The sequence below is a fragment of the Natrinema gelatinilyticum genome (genome assembly GCF_024266705.1).
Taxonomy (GTDB): Archaea; Halobacteriota; Halobacteria; order Halobacteriales; family Natrialbaceae; genus Natrinema; species Natrinema gelatinilyticum.
This window is the reverse complement of record NZ_CP100756.1, coordinates 955218-972350: the sequence shown is the minus strand read 5'-3', so window position 1 is coordinate 972350 and position 17133 is coordinate 955218. Positions and strand designations below refer to the sequence as shown.

The following is a 17133-nucleotide window of genomic DNA, read 5'->3' as shown; positions in this document are numbered from 1 at the left end:
ACTACCCCGCCCTACTCGTCGCCTTCGGCGACTCCTTGAGGGCAGGGCTTCCTGCTTCGACGACGCGACGTGCAGATACGGGAACGGTATCCACAGCGGTCGCGGTCTCCACAGGCGTTGTTTCGGAGTGGACCACTCCTAGGTTCTCCAGACCACGCGACTGGATATTCAACGCCGCGTTCCAATCCCTGTCCAATTCGAACCCACACGACGGGCAGGAATGTTCCCGAACCCACACCGGTTTCGCCGTCTCCACGCCACACGATGCACACTCTTTCGTCGTGCCACTCGGTTCGACTTCGATAACGTGACACCCGTTCTTCCGACCGTGATGTTTCAGAATCGAAATGAAGTCACGCCAGCCGACCTCGGCCTTGTTCCGCGCGTTGCCACTGCCTTCAAGCAGTGACGTCACGTTCAGGTCTTCGACGAACACGGTATCGTGCTCGGTCGTGTAATAGTGCGCGAGTTTGTGTTTATAGTCTCGCTTCTTGTTCGACATGCGAGCATGGACCGTCGCGACTCGCCGCCGTTGCGTCTCCCAGTTGTTCGACTCGTATTGCTTGCGAGAAAGCGAACGCTGTTCACGTTCGAGGCGTTTTCGCTCGTCGGAGAAGTCAAGACGTCCGACGGAGCGTCCGTCCGAATCGTGGACGAAGGTGAGAACGCCGAGGTCGATCCCAACTGTGTCTTCCGGCACAATGTCCGCTGGGTCTGGTTTCTCTGGCGTGTCGATGCTGATGCAGAACGAGGCGTACCACGCTCCTGTGGGTTCTTTCTTCACCGTGACTTCCTTGATAGCATCGTGGTCGGGAAGGTCACGGTGAAGGCGGAGTGGGATTTCAAGGGTTTCACCGCGTACTTTTGTGAGTCGGAGTATCGCTCGGTCTCTCGGGCCACTCTTCGTGTCGAGTTCGAAGCCCGATTGCCGGTACGTGAAACTCCGATACTCACGCGGTGACTTCCAGTTCAACGAGCCAACGTCGTAGCCCTTGGCTTTGAGTGTGCCGAGGTTGGTGATGTTGGTTCGGATGCGCTCGACAGCTTTCTGCAAGACGGTGGAGTAGACCTGTTTGAGGTCAGTCCACTGTTGTTTGAGTTGTGGCAGTTCGTCGCGGACGTGCCAGACACGCTGTCGAAGCGTCCCCTCGTCTTCTGGTATCTTGGTGAATTCGTGGAGGGCGTGGTTGTAGAGTTGTCGCACGGTGTCACGAGTCCAGTCCAAACTCTCCCGTTGGGTGGTCGTGGGAAAGAGCCAGTATCGTGGACTGTACTTCACGCGACTTGTTTTCGTCTATGGAGTGTAGTTTATTAAGTATTTGTGAGTAGAGGTGTGTGACGATCGTAGGGGTGCTGTATCCCCGCCCTCCTCGCTCCCGTCGGTCGCTCCTTGAGGACGGGGGCTTAGTACCCTCTCTTTCAGCTAAAACCGACTGGCCCGGAGGACGTCGACTTCGACTGACTCCGCCGGCGGATAGACCCACCCCCGTCCTCGTTCCGATTCAACATCTTATTACTTTTCTAGTTTGATTTAAAATATGAATTTCAACACATCAATTTGAAACACTTTTCCCGTCGACCGATCCGCTTTTTAGGGACCGCGACGCTCTTCTCTCCGGTTTTAGTTGGTCTTGTTAACTCGCCCCAAAGGTTAAGCTGGTTACGTTAGAATGAATTGCCAGAATGATTGGACGTAATGGGACGGATAATGGGAGGGGCGTACCCGAGCGAAAGGCTCGCGGGAACGGTCTCAAACGACGTCACTATCTCACGGCTACCGCCGGGGCGGCGAGTCTGTCTGTTGCAGGCTGCTTGGAGACCGTCGGTTCCATCTCCGGCGGGAGCGGCAGCGATGACTCGGTCACGATCGGGGTCTTAGCACCCAACCCGGAAAGCGATTTCATCGGGCGATCGATAGTACGTGGCGCTCAGATTGGTGTCAAACACGCCAACGAGAACGGCGGGATCGCCGGCAAAGACGTCGAACTGGTCGTCGGCGACACGAACTCGAGCCCGCTCGAGGGACGCCGCCAGTACCAGCGACTCGTCCTCGAGGAAGGCGCAGACGTTACGGTCGGCGTCTTCACCAGCGAAGTACTCGTGAACATCATCGACGACATCGCCGAGCAGGAGACGGTTCACCTCACGTCCGGTGCAGCGACGACGAAGGTCAGTCAGTTGGTCAGTGAGGAGTACGATAAGTACAAGTACCACTTCCGGGTCGGGCCGAACAACGACTACGACCTCGGTCGGAATCAAATCGACTTCGTCGAGGCGATGGCTCCCAGAGCCGGTTGGGAATCCATCGCCGTCATCGCCGAGGATTACGAGTGGACGAAAAAACCGTGGGAGGTGTACCAGGACCGACTCCCCGACACGAGCCTCGACGTCGCACTGGAGCGACGCTATCCGCCGGCGACCGACGACTTCTCGTCTCTGTACAACGACGTGCAGGAGGCGGGTGCGGATCTCGCGTTCATATCCACGGCCCACACCGGGACCGCCGCGCTGCTGGACTGGTCGTATCCGAATCGTCCCGAACGACCGCCCCAGCCACAGCCGTTCGCCCTCGCCGGCATCCACGTGCCGATGCAACTGCCGGCGTACTACCGCCTGGTCAACGGTGCGTGTCAATTTGCCGTCACCCAGACCAGTGCGACGCCGACCAGCGAAATCACGCCGAAAACGCGGCCGTTCGTCCAGGACTACCAAGGCCAATTTCAGGGGTCTAACCCGGTCTACACGGGCTACCATGCGTACGACGCGGTCGATCTATTCGCCCACGCCATCGAAGAGACCGGGACGCTCGATGCGGACGAACTGGTCGCTTTTCTCGAGGACGTCTCGTTTAAGGGAAGCGCCGGGACGATCGCATTCTACGGGCAGGATCACGAATACCCCCACGATCTCTCGTACAACGTGGAAGACAACGTCTACTTCCAGTGGCAGGAAAACGACGACGGCGAGGGGGTCCAGGAGATCGTCTGGCCCGAAAAGCACGCGACGACCGAGTACGTCACACCGCCCTGGCTCTGATACGGTCTGCTGTACCGATGTACCGGTGCACCCGCAGGGCGGTCGCGGTTGCACCGGCAATGACGTACAGTAGTCCGTATGAGAAGGCCGATCGTTTCGGTACCAGTCGATCCGCTCGGGGTTCGATCTGCGACGCCCGAAGCGAAACTTAGCTGTAATTGAGGGCGCTAAGCCCCCTTCTGCTCACGGCGACGCCGTTCGCATGGTCAGCGGGACCGACGGTCCCGCGCTATCCGCAGCGAGCGAAGCGAGCAGGGAGGGGATACAGCGCCCGCACGTCTTGTTTTCGTGTGAATCGGCACTTTTATTATACTTCGGTTGAAGATGGTAATAAGATACTCACCACGCCTTCGGCGGTGTTCACACGCGACAACAAGCGTGCATCGTCGGTTGTGGCCGAGTGTCCAACCGGTAGGAGTGGGACACTCCGAACCACCTGTCAAGGGAAGCCGCCTGTGGAGTCTGGAACCGTCCGCAGAACGCCAACAGCGTTCTGCCGGGCCGCACGAGACGCTCCGCGTCTTGTGGACGCTGTGGGATCTGTTCCTGCACGTTCCGACACAGAAACAGGACGCTCCGTCCGCACCAAGCGAGGGCCGGGGAGGCCCGAGCGCGGTAGGGCGGAATAGTTCACCCGTCCCTCTCGGCCCCACGCGTCTGCGCCGACGAGACGAACGACCGCTCGAGGTCTTTCGGCAGGATCACGTCGATTTCGCCGGTTGACTCGTACTCGTTGATCAGTTCGACCGTCGCCTCGAAGTTGGCCAATTGTTCGCCCTCGAGTCGGTGGAAGAAGAGCGAGGTGATCCCCCGCATCGACGCCGTGTATTCGATCGCCGTTCGCGATTGCTCGGCCGTAGGTTCACCGATCCGCGGCGCGAGCGTCGTGTTCGTCACGTACCCCTGAGCCGGTGGCCCGCCGCCGAACGCGAGGTCGTGAGTTTCCGCGACGATCTCGAGCGTCGTCCCGTCGTATGCGCCGAACGGGTAGGCGAAATAATCTGCGCCGGTGTCGAAGCCGCGCTCGCGCAGCCACCGCTGTCCCCCGCGTATCTCCGCAGCCTGCTCGTCTGCACTGAGGGTGGGAAGGTCCTCGTGACTGATGGTGTGATTGGCGATACACCAGCCAGCGTCGTGGAGCTCGCGGACCTGATCGGTCGTCAACTTGGGATCGCCCGCAACCTCGCCGTGGTCGACGTAGTCGGTCGGAACGAACGAGACCGCGGGGTACCCGTACTCCTCGAGTATCGGCAGCGCCTCGGTATAGTCCGTGACGTGCGCGTCGTCGAACTGAATCATCACTTTTCCCCGTTCCGGTCGGGGAACGAAGTGGAGGTCGTCGAACCAGACCGTCTCAGTCGCTCCTTCGCCCGTCCAGACGAGCAGGTGGATCGTCTCGATGGCGCTCGGGTCGAACCCGTCTGCGATCTCTTTGACGCCGAAATTGTACCGCACGAGTGGCAGACCGCCCTTGATTCCTCTGCGAAAATCGGCGCTGTTCCCGTCGACGTCGACCAGCCGCAACCAGGGGACCACGAGATTGTCGGACGCAACGGCGAGCCCGGGCGCGACGGCCGAGCAATCGAGCGGCGTCGAAAGCCGCCGTGTAAGCCTGGTATTCGGCTCTTCTCCCGGAATCTCGAGACGAGCGCTCTGTGTGCCGAGGACGGATCGGTCGGGGGCCGGCGAGAGCGTCCCTGCCACCGCATCCCAGGCAGCTAGCTCTTCGAAATCGTCGACGGTTCCGACCATTCCGGGGTCGTCCTTCGGACTGTCGGCCACGTCGTCCGTCGCCGGTTCGTCGCTCGGTGGACCGTCTTTCTGGGTTTTCGAACTCGTCTGCATTTCGGTACAGCCCGCAAGCGGCAGCGTTGCTGCGATGGCGAGATACGTTCGTCGCTGCATCACCGACGAAACACGTCAACAGGCCCTATTGTTACGATCGCATTACTGTCACATCCTCCTGGGACTCTCGCGTCGCTCGTGGCAGTAATCGGTTCCTATATCGGAACACGATCCGGGACGACGCCATGGTCGAATTCGTGTTGGCCGAACGCGCCGATGGAACGGATGCAATCAGTCTTCGTCGCGGGATCCGACAGCCTGTGAGACGTCGACCTCGTCGGGCTCGTCTCGACCGCCGACGACGATCTCGCCGTCACCGGTTTCGACGTAGACGTCGTCGGCGAAGCCGCCCTCCGCGTGCGGATGTTCGGGATTCTCGAGTTTTTCCGGCGTCGACGGTGCCTCGGGAACGCCCTCGGGCGGTGCGAACTGGCCGAGCGGTTCGTCAATCGTCACGTCCCAGCGCTCGAAGAACGCCCGATAGCGGTCGTAGTGGGCTTCGAGTTCGTCTTCCGGGAATTCCATCATCTCGGTCCAGCCGTGGTTGTAGAAGTCGAAGTTGGCCTGGATGTGGGTGATCTCGCGGGCTTCGGCCTCGGAGTAGCCCTCCTGAAGCGCCCGCAGGTAGCTGTCCATCGTCGCGTCGAAGAGCCCGTCGAGGTGGGCTCTCCGGTCGTCGGCGCGGCCGGGATCGGCCTTCCCGGCGAAGATTTTCGTGTGGAGCGTGACGAGTCCGGAGTTGGCGACAGATCGAATCCCCGGTGTTTCGAGGGCCTTCCGATAGGCGAAGTGTTTCGCGTTCTGGCGCAGTTTCATAGACCTGTCTTGGGAGCAGTCACTAAAGAACGGTTCGGACGATGGTAGTGCGGTCGCCGAATCGATCGTCGAATGCGTTCGATGTGATCGGTCGCCGTGACGATGCGACGACCCGTCAGAGATGGCGGCACCTGTTGCCCGTTCGAGACGTACAATCTGTCGGATACGTTTGAATACACGATAGTGAACAGATTCGCCGTTCAATGCACGATCGTTGGGGTGTAACACCTCGTCTGGCAAAATAGACGAGATAGCAACCCACTTTAACCCGCATTACGAACGTTCGGATATGACTCAGTACGTCATCATCGGTGACGGGATCTCGGGTAGTTCAGCCGCCGAGACCCTCCGGGAGGAAGACCCGGACGCGAAGATTACCGTCATCACCGATGAGGGGGAGCCACTGTATAATCGGATTCTCATCAAGGAGCACGCGAAAGGAAAACTTCCCGAAGCCCCCATCTCGATTCACGACGAAGAGTGGTACGAAGAACGCGATGTCGACCTTCTGTTGAACACGCACGTGACGAGCGTCGATACCGCCGAAAAGACAGTCCACACACACGATAGCGGTGACATCCCGTACGACAAATTGCTCGTCGCGACCGGTGGAACGCCGACACAACTCCCCGTCGAAAACAGCGATGCTGACGGAATCCACCATTTCTGGACGTTTCAGGACGCTCGCGGAATCCGCGAACACGCTGAACGCGCCGCCAAAGGCGTCATCGTCGGCGCCGGTCTGCTCGGTATCGACTTCGCCGCGGTCTGTGGCGCACAGGGCATCGAGGCCGAGTATCTGATGCGCGGCGACCGCTGGTGGCGCTACGCGCTCTCGGCCGACGGCGCGGAGATCATGCACGAGGGAATGCGTGACGTCGGCGTCGAACCCGTCTTCGACAGCGGCGTCGATCACTTCGAAACCGACGACGACGGTCACGTCACTGCCGCGGTCGACCCGAACGGCGACCGATACGAGTGTGACTTCGCCGGCGTCGCAATCGGCCTGTCGTTCAACACGGAGTATCTCCGGGGCGCCGGTCTCGAGGAAGAAAACGGGATCGTCGTCGACGAGTACATGCAGACAAACGTCGAGGACGTCTACGCCGCAGGTGACATTACGCGCTTCTACGATGTTCTGCTCGGCGAGCACGCCCAGAACGGTTCCTGGGGCTCGGCCAAGGAACAGGGCCGGATCGCCGCGATCAACATGGCTGCGGACGACGAAGCCGAGGAATTTCAGTGGGTCTCCTCGTACTCGATTACGCACTTCGACTTCCCGTTTCTCTCCTTTGGCCACCCGACACTGGGCGACGAATACGCCGAACGCCGTTACAGCGACACCGAGTGGCGCCGCGTCGCATTCAAAGACGGCAAGATAGTCGGCGGCGTCCTCATCGGCGACCTCTCGCCACAGAGCAAGTTCAAACAGCTCATGCGCGACCAGCGCGTCGTCGCCGACCAGGCCGAAGTTCTCATGGAGCAGTCCGTCGACCTCGACGACCTGGCACCCCGACAGGAGCAGTAACCGTCCCAGCCGCCCGCTCGACGCGTTCCTTTTCCCCTCGAGCCGACCGTCGTAAGCGTCTTATGAGCGTCCGGGCCACCCGTCGAGTCGAGGACGCTGGCAAGCTCTGTCGACCGTCGAGCGGGGCTTTTTATTGAATCGTTCGGCGTCCGTGACAGAACCGTTAAGTCGAACTATGTCATTTGGTATCGATGGACATGACCGCGAGCGGACTTCGTCAGCGATCGGTGACCGTAGAGCGCGTAGAGTCCGTCGCGGCGACCGCGACCGTCCGCCACGTCGACCAGCTCGATTCGGAGACCCTAGCAGCGTTCTATGAGGCTGTCACCGACGACCGACCCGTTTCGCCAGCGGAGACGTCCCTCGAGGAGGGTGAGATAATCGTCTTTACCGACTACTACCGCGTCGAACGCGCCTGAGCCAGTCGCCGCCGCTGTCTCGACCGCGCCGGCCAGTCGAATGCCCGTATCGAAGTCGTTTTCCCAAGTGCGTGCCTTCGGTGACGCATGAACGGCGAAAGCGACATGACCCTGGCATTCGAACTCGAGGCGCTGAAGGAACTTGCCTCGCCCGAGCGCGTCTTCGAGGACGCCAGGGGCTGGACCGAGTACATCGGCGTCGTTTCCGAGAAGCCGACCTACGTGGTGACGAACTTCACGCGGAAGAACCGCATCCGCCAGGACTTCTTCTCCGGTCCCCGCGGCAAAGAAGAGAGTCTCGAGGGCGTCAAAGATCAGTTCGACACCGAGCGCTACGTCTACATCGGTGCGAGCGACGAGGACGAACAACTGGCCGATGCGGTTGGCTGGGAGTATCTCGCCGTCGAGGACGCGGCGGAGGCTGCCGACTGGATTCTGGCGACGCACGCCGACGACGAGGACGAGGACGAAGAACCGGTGCGCGACGACTGGCCCTGAGACCGCTTGGGGAAACGCGTGCGACCGAGTCGGCGCCGAAGGGAGAAGGAGCAGCGATGGTCGGCGAACGCGAAACGGCGTATTTTTTCGCCTCTTTGGTACCGGCTCGAGTTCCGAGATTGTACGGGCGCTCGCCGATACGCACCGAGATCACGACACGCAGTGGCGCGGCAGACAGTGGTTGACGAGGCCGTTTGCGGCGCTGTCTGACGCCGTCGACGTCGATAGCGTGTCCCGGTTTCCGTTCCCTTTCGAGTGGCTCGTCGGACCGTTCGTCGTGAAGATTCCAGACGAGTAGCGCTGACCGACGGTGGCGACGCGATCGTTCGAACCGCGAAACGACTGCCGGGGACGAAACGCTTTGACTCGCGATGGGCGAGTCGCTCATGATACCGCGGGTCCCGTCAGACAGGTGACGGCCCATCTCGGGTTCCTCCCCTCCATCTCAAACATATTTGAGTAGCCCCGTTGTCAATATGTAGAAATGATGATAATATTTATGTCTGCTCCCGAGTTAGGACCCCTATGTCTGTCTCATCGATATCGAGCGATCTGACGGCGTACAGGGGGTTCGAGTATGGCGGCGATTGAACTCGAGGGGTTGACGAAGCGCTTCGGCGACGTCGTCGCCGTCGACGGGTTGGATCTGACCGTCGAGGAAGGCGAGATCTTCGGCTTCCTCGGCCCGAACGGCGCGGGGAAGTCGACGACGATCGACATCCTCCTGGATTTCATTCGGCCGACCGGTGGGACCGCGACCGTTCTGGGACACGACGCCCAATCGGACGGGCTGACCGTCCGGAACCGAATCGGCGTTCTTCCGGACGCCTATCACGTCTACGACCGGCTCACTGGCCGTCAGCACGTCGAGTTCGCCGTCGAGATGAAAGACGCCGCGGACGATCCGACCGCGCTGCTCGAGCGGGTACGGATCGCTGACGCTGCCGATCGGAAAGCGGGCGGCTACTCGAAGGGAATGCGACAGCGCCTCGTGCTGGCGATGGCGCTGGTCGGTGATCCAGATCTGCTCGTCCTCGATGAACCCTCGACGGGGTTGGACCCGAACGGTGCCCGCGAGATGCGCGAGATCATTCACGAAGAGAACGAGCGCGGGACGACGGTCTTCTTTTCGAGCCACATCATGGAGCAGGTCGAGGCGGTCTGTGACCGCGTTGCGATCATCGACAGCGGTCGACTCGTCGCCGTCGATACGATCGACGGACTTCGTAATTCGAGCGAGACCGGCGAAACCCTGTACGTCTCCGTCTCGGAACTCGACTCCGCCGTGCTCGAGCGCGTACGGCGGCTCGAAGGCGTCGGCAGCGCGTCGATCGAGGCGGACCGGCTCAGGGTGAGCATCGACGGCGTCTCGAAGTTCGCCGCCCTGGACGCCATCGACGGGGTGTCCTCCGTGCAGGACTTCTCGGTCGTCGAGTCCTCGCTCGAGGATCTCTTCGTCCGCTACACCACCGAGGGCCAGGAGGTCGAGGCATGACCTGGGCCGCCGTCGCGAAGAAGGATTTCCGAGACGCCGTCCAGTCGCGGGCGCTGTGGGCCCTCGTGGCAGTCTTCGTGATCCTCTCGGTCGTCTCCACGTACGCCTACGTCGAGGTTCCCGAGATGTTCGGCTCACCCGCAGGTGCGACGTTCGGCGGCCTGATCTTCTTCACGATCGGGCTCGTCGGGCTGTTCGTGCCGCTCTCGGCGATCGTCGTCTGCTACAAGTCTCTCGCCGGTGAGCGCGAACTCGGAAGCATCAAGCTGTTGCTCTCCCTCCCGACCACGCGCGGGCGGGTCTTCACGGGGAAGGTCGTCGGCCGGGCCGCCGTCCTCGTCTTCGGACTCGGTGTCGGGCTCTTCGTCGGTCTCGGGTTCGGCGCCGCACTGCTCGACGAGATAGACGTTTTCGCAGTCCTGACGTTCGTCCTGGTCACGCTGGCCTTCACAGCCGTCTACGCGACGATCGTCGTCGGCATCTCCGCGACGACGGGGTCGACGTCGCGGGCGACGACGCTTTCGCTCGCCTTCTTCGTCGTTTTCGAACTGCTGTGGGACGCGGTCCCGATGGGAATCCTGTACGTCGTCGGCGGATTTTCGCTCCCGTCGACGATGCCCGACTGGCTGTACCCGCTGATGCAGGTCTCGCCCTCTGCGGCGTACTTCTCGGCGGTCGTCGCGCTGTTACCCGACCTCGCCGCGACGGCCGGGGCCGATCCCGCTCAGTCGGGCGCCGGCGTTCAGGTGTCCGCCGACGCTGCAGAACCGTTCTACTCGAGCCCGAAAATTGGGCTCGTCGTACTCGGCCTGTGGCTCGTCGTCCCGCTCGTCGTCGGCTACTATCGGTTCGACGGTTCCGACCTCTGACCGTCGTTCACCCGATCGCGTCGTGGTAGTCGACCCGAACCAGAGGTGTCGAGTCGTCGCTCTTATCCCGGCTCCGGTCGAAGCACACGTTATGGCAGCGCCCCGCGTCCCCGGATCCGATGGCGGCGACCAGCTCGAGCTCCCTTGCGGGGAGACCGTCGATCCCCACGAGATCGACCTGGGGATGCGCGAGTACGACTGTTCCTGCGACGACACCCACGCCGTCGTCACTGATGCCCACCCGCCTTCGCGGTTTCTGCCTGAATCGCTCGTGGTCGTCCTCCGGGAGAGCATCGATACCGACGACGATTTCGACGAGTTCGGCACGCCACACTTGCTCGGCGTCGTCATGGAGGAATTTCCCGACCAGGTCGCCGTCTACGACGCGAGCGGCGACGGTGCCGTAGGCTACGCCTTGCTGTGGCTCACTGACTTCGATTCCCGACGGCTTCACGAGATCGTCGTCGAACTCGTCGTCGAACTCATGGAACACGCGATCAGCCACGCCGAGAACGACGCCGCGATCACTGAGTTCGAGTCGCAAATGCTCGAATTCGACGTCTCAGAATTCGTCGACCAGTACCGGCGACAGCGCGATTTCGAGAGCGAGTACGATCGGCCGGTGTAGTTTCCCATGTCCCCGTGTCCACCGGCTCGTCGGCGGCCGTCCCGGGTGGTGGGAATCGGTAGTGCCGAACGCAGCCATCTCGTCGACTCGTGGAGTTGATTCGGGTGGCATAAGAGGTACGGACACACATTGCGGTTATACCCGTTTATAACCCGGGAAATGGATATCACCGCCCCAACGGGTGTGTCTCACACCCGGACGAGAGAGGCTCGTCACACTGGCTCAAAACGGGCGTCAGTTCCGTGAGCCGCTCACCGATCGAGTTCGAATTTCGAAAAGCCATTTCGAGATTCGTACTATATCGTGGGGCTTATTACGATGTACGAACTCCAGTTCGACAAGACAGATGAGTACGGACACCGCCGCAAACAGCGAGACGGGGGACGAACGCACGATCCTGTTGATCGGAAGCGGTCCGATCCAGATCGGACAGGCCGCCGAATTCGACTACTCGGGGGCACAGGCCTGTCGGGCGCTTCAGGAGGAGGGTGCCCGAGTCGTCCTCGTAAACTCGAATCCGGCGACGATCATGACCGATCCGGAGATGGCCGATCGCGTGTACATCGAGCCGATCACGACCGACGCCATCGCCGAGATCATCAAAAAGGAAGATCCCGACGGCGTCATCGCCGGCCTCGGTGGCCAGACCGGACTAAACGTCACCGCGGAACTCGCAGAAGAGGGCGTCCTCGACGAATACGACGTCGAGATCATGGGAACGCCGCTCGATACGATCTATGCGACGGAAGATCGCGACCTCTTTCGCCAGCGCATGGAGAAGATCGGCCAGCCAGTGCCGAAGTCGACCACGATCGCGCTCGACGAGGGCGAATCGGTCTCCGAACTGACCGAAGAAGACCTCGTCGAGCGCGTCCAGGCTGCCGTCGACGAGGTCGGCGGCCTGCCGGTAATCGCCCGGACGACGTACACGCTCGGCGGCTCCGGTTCTGGCGTCGTCTCTGAGATGGACGAACTCATCGAGCGCGTTCGCAAAGGGCTGCGTCTCTCCCGGAACAGCGAGGTCCTTATCACCGAATCGATCGCCGGCTGGGTCGAGTACGAGTACGAGGTGATGCGCGACGCCGACGACTCGTGTATCATCATCTGCAACATGGAGAACATCGACCCGATGGGCATCCACACGGGCGAGTCGACCGTCGTCACGCCCTCCCAGATCGTCCCCGACGAAGGCCACCAAGAGATGCGCACCGCCGCACTCGATGTCATCCGCGAACTCGGCATTCAGGGCGGCTGTAACATCCAGTTTGCCTGGCACGACGACGGTACTCCGGGCGGCGAGTACCGCGTCGTCGAGGTCAACCCGCGCGTCTCGCGCTCCTCCGCGCTCGCGTCCAAGGCGACCGGCTACCCGATCGCTCGCGTGACCGCGAAGGTCGCACTCGGCAAACGCCTCCACGAAATCGAAAACGAGATCACGGGCGAGACCACGGCGGCGTTCGAACCTGCGATTGACTACGTCGTCACCAAAGTCCCCCGGTGGCCCAAGGACAAGTTCGACGACGTCGACTTCGAACTGACGACGGCGATGAAATCGACCGGCGAGGCGATGGCCATCGGCCGAACGTTCGAGGAATCCCTGCTCAAGGCCCTTCGATCCTCCGAGTACGACCCCGACGTCGATTGGGCCGACGTCTCGGACGACGAACTCGAGGAGCGTTATCTCGAGCGCCCGTCCCCGGATCGTCCCTACGCGATGTTCGAGGCCTTCGACCGCGGCTACACCGTCGAAGCGGTCCAGGAGCTGACGGGCATCTTCGAGTGGTACACCGAACGCTACAAGAACATCGCCGACTCGACGCTCGCCGCCCAGGAGGGCGACTTCACCGAGGCCGCGATCACCGGCCACACTAACGCGACGATCGCCTCGGCCGCCGGTGCAGACGTCGGCACGGTCGAACAGGAGGTGCCCGGCCGCACGTACAAACAGGTCGACACCTGCGCCGGCGAGTTCAAGGCCGAAACGCCATACTACTACTCCTCGCGCAAGAACGAGTTCGAGAAGGGACCGCTCCTGGGTGAGGCCGCGTCGGGCGAACTCGAGGTCGATCGGAATCTCGAGAGCGTGATCGTCGTCGGCGGCGGCCCGATCCGCATCGGACAGGGCGTCGAGTTCGACTACTGTTCGGTTCACGCGGTCCGCGCGCTGCGCGAACTGGGAATCGACGCGCACGTCGTCAACAACAACCCGGAAACGGTCTCCACGGACTATGACACCTCTGACGGCCTCTTCTTCGAGCCGATTACCGCCGAAGAGGTCGCCGACGTCGCCGAAGCGACCGGCGCGGACGGCGTGATGGTCCAGTTCGGCGGCCAAACGTCGGTCAACATCGGTGAACCGCTCGAGAACGAACTCGAGCGTCGCGGCCTCGACTGCGAGGTCATGGGGACGAGCGTCGAAGCGATGGACTTAGCGGAGGACCGCGACCGCTTCAACGCGCTGATGGACGAACTCGGCATCGCCCAGCCCGAAGGCGGCACGGCCTTCTCCAAGGAGGAGGCCCTCGACCTCGCCCACGACATCGGGTATCCGGTCCTCGTGCGTCCCTCCTACGTTCTGGGCGGCCGTGCGATGGACGTGGTCTACGACGACGACGAACTCGAGACCTACATCGAAGAGGCCGTCCGCGTCAGTCCCGAGAAACCGATTCTCGTCGACGACTTCCTCGAGAACGCGGTCGAACTCGACGTCGACGCCGTCGCCGACGGCCGCAACGTGTTGATCGGCGGCATCATGGAACACATCGAGACCGCGGGCGTCCACTCCGGCGACTCAGCCTGCATGATCCCGCCGCGCTCGCTCGATGCGGACACGCTCGAACGCGTCCGCGAAGTCACCGAGGACATCGCGGAAGCGCTGAAAACGAAGGGGCTGTTGAACGTCCAGCTGGCGGTCCGTGACGGCGAAGTCTACGTTCTCGAAGCGAACCCACGCTCTTCGCGCACCGTCCCGTTCGTCTCGAAGGCGACCGGCGTCCCGATCGCTAAACTTGCGGCCAAGGTCATGGCTGGCGAGACGCTCACGAGCCTCGAGGCCGAAGAGCAGATCCCCGACCACACCTCGATCAAAGAGGTCGTCCTCCCGTTCGACCGCTTGCCCGGGTCGGACCCGCGGCTTGGCCCGGAAATGAAGTCGACGGGCGAAGTGATGGGAACGGCAAGCGAGTTCGGCACCGCCTACTGGAAGGCCCAGCAGGCCGCTGGAAATGCCGTCAGCGAGGGGACGGCGGTCGTCGACCTCGACGTGGACGGCTTCGAGAACCACTTCGACGTGACCGACTTCGACGACGTGCCACAGGCGATTCGCGAGGGCGAGATCGACTTCGTCGTCAGCCGGGACCGCGACTCCCTCGAGATGGCGGTCGAAGAAGAGATCCCCTACCTGTCGACCGAAGCCAGCGCCGAGGCCTACGTCGAGGCGCTCGACAGCTTCGACGGGACGCTCGAGGTCGCCGCCGTCACCGACCGCCCGAAGGGGGCGGCCGAGTGGGGCACGTCGGAGTAAGCTGACTCGAGCGAAGCGCAACTGATCTGTAACACGGTTCGATCGTCCGGCTGCCCATCGTCACAGGAAATTTACGCACGTTCGTAATGGCGAGCGATAAAGTGAGGAATTCGACCGCTTGAGCCCGATATATGCGGTGACTAGCGGAATGGGGTATACTGTAGCTCGCTAGAACGCTGTAGCGACCATCGGTGTGACTGCTGCTTCTATCCACGCTGCAACACCGAGCAACACGATCGCGAATGCGAACTGACGGCCACTCCGCTTCACGGAAGACTTCCTAACTACTCTCTCTTGACGACCTGAAAAGTACCGAATTAGCTGTAATTGAGGGCGCTAAGCCCCCTTCTGCTCACGGTGACGCCGTTCGCATGGTCAGCGGGACCGACGGTCCCGCGCTATCCTCAGCGAGCGAAGCGAGCAGGGAGGGGATACAACGCCCGCACGTCTTGGTTTCGTGTGAATCGGCACTTTTATTATACTTCGGTTGAAGGTGGTAATAAGATACTCACCACGCCTTCGGCGGTGTTCACACGCGACAACAAGCGTGCATCGTCGGTTGTGGCCGAGTGTCGAACCGGTAGGAGTGGGACACTCGGAACCACCTGTCAAGGGAAGCCGCCTGTGGAGTCTGGAACCGTCCGCAGAACGCCAACAGCGTTCTGCCGGGCCGCACGAGACGCTCCGCGTCTTGTGGACGCTGTGGGGACGTTCCCTGCACGTTCCGACACCGAAGCAGGAAGCCCTGTCCGTAACAAGCGAGGGCTGGGTAAGCCCGAGCGCGGTAGGGCAGGGTAGTTCACTTCGAATGGTACGCGTAGACCTGCTGCGCCCGCAATCCAAAACGCTGGCAATTCAACGATAGCGTGTGGTACTATGAGAACGATGGAATACAGAACGTTCTCACTCCCGCTAAGTGCGTATCCAACGACAAAACCGTTGTACAATAGTGTACTCGAAGTAATGATTCCAAAAATTAATGTACCGAAATAAAGAAGAGTAGCTACCACAGCGTTTCTCGAGAAGAAAAACCAGATCGAACGCTCGCCTCCTGTGGGAGAATCGACCGGTATAACCGGACTCTGCATTAAGAGACCTACAGCCACTCCGGCAAAAAAGAGGATAATCGATGCGGTAAGCGGAGGATCGGGTCTTCTTGTCCGTATCACTGCTACTCCGACTGCCAATACAGTATCGAAGCCACAGCAACGAACGCGGCCACAATCACTGGGGTTGAAGCGACGAGTACCGTCTGCTCTATTGTAACGTAGTCAGACAGTAGATAGATTGCCGCTGTCGCTAATGACCCGGCCAATATGACAACGCTTGCAGTGTGGCGTTCGACGTTTTCGCTGTTTATACTCATACAGTGATTTCTCCTTCGAGTACTTATACACCAGCGCCGACTACGAGCCCTGCACCACCGGTGACTGCTCCGGCGAGTGCAAGACCACTTAGAGACGAGGCACCGATTCCTGCTCCGACAACTGCGCCCGTACCAGCAGACGCGCCGCCTGCTGCTGCCCCGCTATTGGTGGCATAGTACGTTACTTCTAAGAGAGCGCTAGTAGCGCCTCCGAATGCCATGCTGACAGCTACGCCGATAACTGCCATCGCCGTCATCGCTGCAACTGTTCTATCCTCGGAGACAGCGGATGTGTTATTGAAGACGTGCATTTTCCAATAACTCCAAATAAAAATATAACTCTTTTATATAATAAAACCTTGGTGTAAATTCATTAGTTATCTATTTATATCTATTATATTAATAATTTATTTTACGTAGATAAATAGGAATCTTATCTTTGATCCCCAGCGGTTTTTCGATCAAGAGTCGAGAGACCCGAGATTGCTACCACCAGTGCTAACGGTACTTCTCACTGGCATACTGCTAAACATGGCCACAGTTCTGTTGCTTCCCAAGCTGACGCAGACACTTCCATCAGAGAATCAGATGTTTGCTACGGTGATCACGCTGCTTGGTGTCATCGGATCAACAGCCGGGATTTTTGTACTCTGGTTCATCTATGCTGGGGCTTTCCATACGATATCGGTGTACTTTGATGGCGAGGGCGATTTTCGAACGGTGTTTTTGCTTACCGGATGGGGATTCTTCCCTTTGGTTGTGAACGGCCTCTTTGCAGCCCTCATGCTCCAGTATACCCTGCAAGGTATAACCGTTCCACAGGACCCTGCACAACTCGATAACTTTATTCGAGGTTTGGAATCTAGGACACCAATTCTGTTTAGTTCCGTGCTTCGGATCCCACTTCTCGTTTGGCAAGCAGCAATTTGGACGCTCGCGGTCAAGTATTCAAGAAGCTTGACTATTAGGGAAGCGATAGTGACAGTCAGTTTACCGACTTTGCTTACATTAGCCTATAATTTGTACGAGCTATACGGTGTTGTCTTTGCCTGACGTTTCTCACCGGAATTTGTCAGCTCCGGTCTGCGATGACTGTCATACTGTTATTTC

General features: G+C 60.4%; 13 protein-coding genes. 9 read left to right on the top strand and 4 right to left on the bottom strand.

Annotated features, from left to right (window positions below; all coding sequences use genetic code 11):
• Position 1: 1 nt before the first annotated feature.
• Complete coding sequence (locus tag NJU76_RS04715) at positions 2 to 1279, bottom strand: RNA-guided endonuclease InsQ/TnpB family protein (RefSeq protein WP_254531633.1); 1278 nt, start codon at positions 1277 to 1279, stop codon at positions 2 to 4.
• Positions 1280 to 1683: 404 nt separating this feature from the next.
• On the opposite strand from NJU76_RS04715, the gene NJU76_RS04710 reads away from it, so the two are divergent.
• Entirely contained in the window at positions 1684 to 3036 is a 1353-nt protein-coding gene (locus tag NJU76_RS04710; RefSeq protein WP_254531632.1) for an ABC transporter substrate-binding protein, read from the top strand.
• Positions 3037 to 3666: 630 nt separating this feature from the next.
• Here NJU76_RS04710 and NJU76_RS04705 read toward each other — a convergent pair.
• Together NJU76_RS04705 and NJU76_RS04700 are read right to left on the bottom strand one after the other, a co-directional pair.
• A complete protein-coding gene (locus NJU76_RS04705; protein WP_254531630.1) occupies positions 3667 to 4941 on the bottom strand; it encodes a polysaccharide deacetylase family protein in 1275 nt (424 codons plus the stop codon).
• 171 nt (positions 4942 to 5112) lie between these two features.
• Entirely contained in the window at positions 5113 to 5697 is a 585-nt protein-coding gene (locus tag NJU76_RS04700; RefSeq protein WP_254531628.1) for a DUF6149 family protein, read from the bottom strand.
• A gap of 289 nt (positions 5698 to 5986) precedes the next feature.
• Between NJU76_RS04700 and NJU76_RS04695 the strand changes: the two genes are divergently transcribed.
• The 7 genes from NJU76_RS04695 (at position 5987) to carB (ending at position 14657) form a co-directional block, all read left to right on the top strand.
• Complete coding sequence (locus tag NJU76_RS04695) at positions 5987 to 7225, top strand: NAD(P)/FAD-dependent oxidoreductase (protein WP_254531627.1); 1239 nt, start codon at positions 5987 to 5989, stop codon at positions 7223 to 7225.
• A gap of 191 nt (positions 7226 to 7416) precedes the next feature.
• Complete coding sequence (locus NJU76_RS04690; RefSeq protein WP_254531626.1) at positions 7417 to 7644, top strand: DUF7979 domain-containing protein; 228 nt, start codon at positions 7417 to 7419, stop codon at positions 7642 to 7644.
• A gap of 87 nt (positions 7645 to 7731) precedes the next feature.
• Entirely contained in the window at positions 7732 to 8142 is a 411-nt protein-coding gene (locus tag NJU76_RS04685; RefSeq protein WP_254531625.1) for a DUF7124 domain-containing protein, read from the top strand.
• Positions 8143 to 8719: 577 nt separating this feature from the next.
• Complete coding sequence (locus NJU76_RS04680) at positions 8720 to 9637, top strand: ABC transporter ATP-binding protein (protein WP_254531624.1); 918 nt, start codon at positions 8720 to 8722, stop codon at positions 9635 to 9637.
• Positions 9634 to 10506, top strand: a complete 873-nt coding sequence (locus tag NJU76_RS04675; RefSeq protein ID WP_254531623.1) for an ABC transporter permease — start codon at positions 9634 to 9636, stop codon at positions 10504 to 10506. Before NJU76_RS04680 ends, NJU76_RS04675 begins: the two co-directional genes overlap by 4 nt.
• Positions 10507 to 10597: 91 nt before the next feature.
• Positions 10598 to 11134: a DUF5815 family protein gene (locus NJU76_RS04670; protein WP_254531622.1), complete on the top strand. Its 537-nt coding sequence runs from the start codon at positions 10598 to 10600 to the stop codon at positions 11132 to 11134.
• 346 nt (positions 11135 to 11480) lie between these two features.
• Positions 11481 to 14657, top strand: a complete 3177-nt coding sequence (carB, locus tag NJU76_RS04665; RefSeq protein ID WP_254531621.1) for a carbamoyl-phosphate synthase large subunit — start codon at positions 11481 to 11483, stop codon at positions 14655 to 14657.
• 608 nt (positions 14658 to 15265) lie between these two features.
• Here carB and NJU76_RS26965 read toward each other — a convergent pair.
• The gene (locus tag NJU76_RS26965) at positions 15266 to 15826 is read right to left on the bottom strand and encodes a stage II sporulation protein M (RefSeq protein WP_425604292.1); all 561 of its coding nucleotides are present in this window, start codon (positions 15824 to 15826) and stop codon (positions 15266 to 15268) included.
• Positions 15827 to 16443: 617 nt separating this feature from the next.
• Between NJU76_RS26965 and NJU76_RS04660 the strand changes: the two genes are divergently transcribed.
• Complete coding sequence (locus NJU76_RS04660; protein ID WP_340681239.1) at positions 16444 to 17076, top strand: Yip1 family protein; 633 nt, start codon at positions 16444 to 16446, stop codon at positions 17074 to 17076.
• Positions 17077 to 17133: the final 57 nt, after the last annotated feature.

Coding starts and splice junctions, on each gene's coding strand:
- NJU76_RS04675 (WP_254531623.1), top strand. CDS start 9,634: ATGACCTGGGCCGCCGTCGCGAAGAAGGATTTCCGAGACGCCGTCCAG.
- carB (WP_254531621.1), top strand. CDS start 11,481: ATGAGTACGGACACCGCCGCAAACAGCGAGACGGGGGACGAACGCACG.
- NJU76_RS04680 (WP_254531624.1), top strand. CDS start 8,720: ATGGCGGCGATTGAACTCGAGGGGTTGACGAAGCGCTTCGGCGACGTC.
- NJU76_RS04705 (WP_254531630.1), bottom strand. CDS start 4,941: ATGCAGCGACGAACGTATCTCGCCATCGCAGCAACGCTGCCGCTTGCG.
- NJU76_RS04700 (WP_254531628.1), bottom strand. CDS start 5,697: ATGAAACTGCGCCAGAACGCGAAACACTTCGCCTATCGGAAGGCCCTC.
- NJU76_RS04670 (WP_254531622.1), top strand. CDS start 10,598: ATGGCAGCGCCCCGCGTCCCCGGATCCGATGGCGGCGACCAGCTCGAG.
- NJU76_RS04690 (WP_254531626.1), top strand. CDS start 7,417: ATGGACATGACCGCGAGCGGACTTCGTCAGCGATCGGTGACCGTAGAG.
- NJU76_RS04710 (WP_254531632.1), top strand. CDS start 1,684: ATGATTGGACGTAATGGGACGGATAATGGGAGGGGCGTACCCGAGCGA.
- NJU76_RS04685 (WP_254531625.1), top strand. CDS start 7,732: ATGAACGGCGAAAGCGACATGACCCTGGCATTCGAACTCGAGGCGCTG.
- NJU76_RS04695 (WP_254531627.1), top strand. CDS start 5,987: ATGACTCAGTACGTCATCATCGGTGACGGGATCTCGGGTAGTTCAGCC.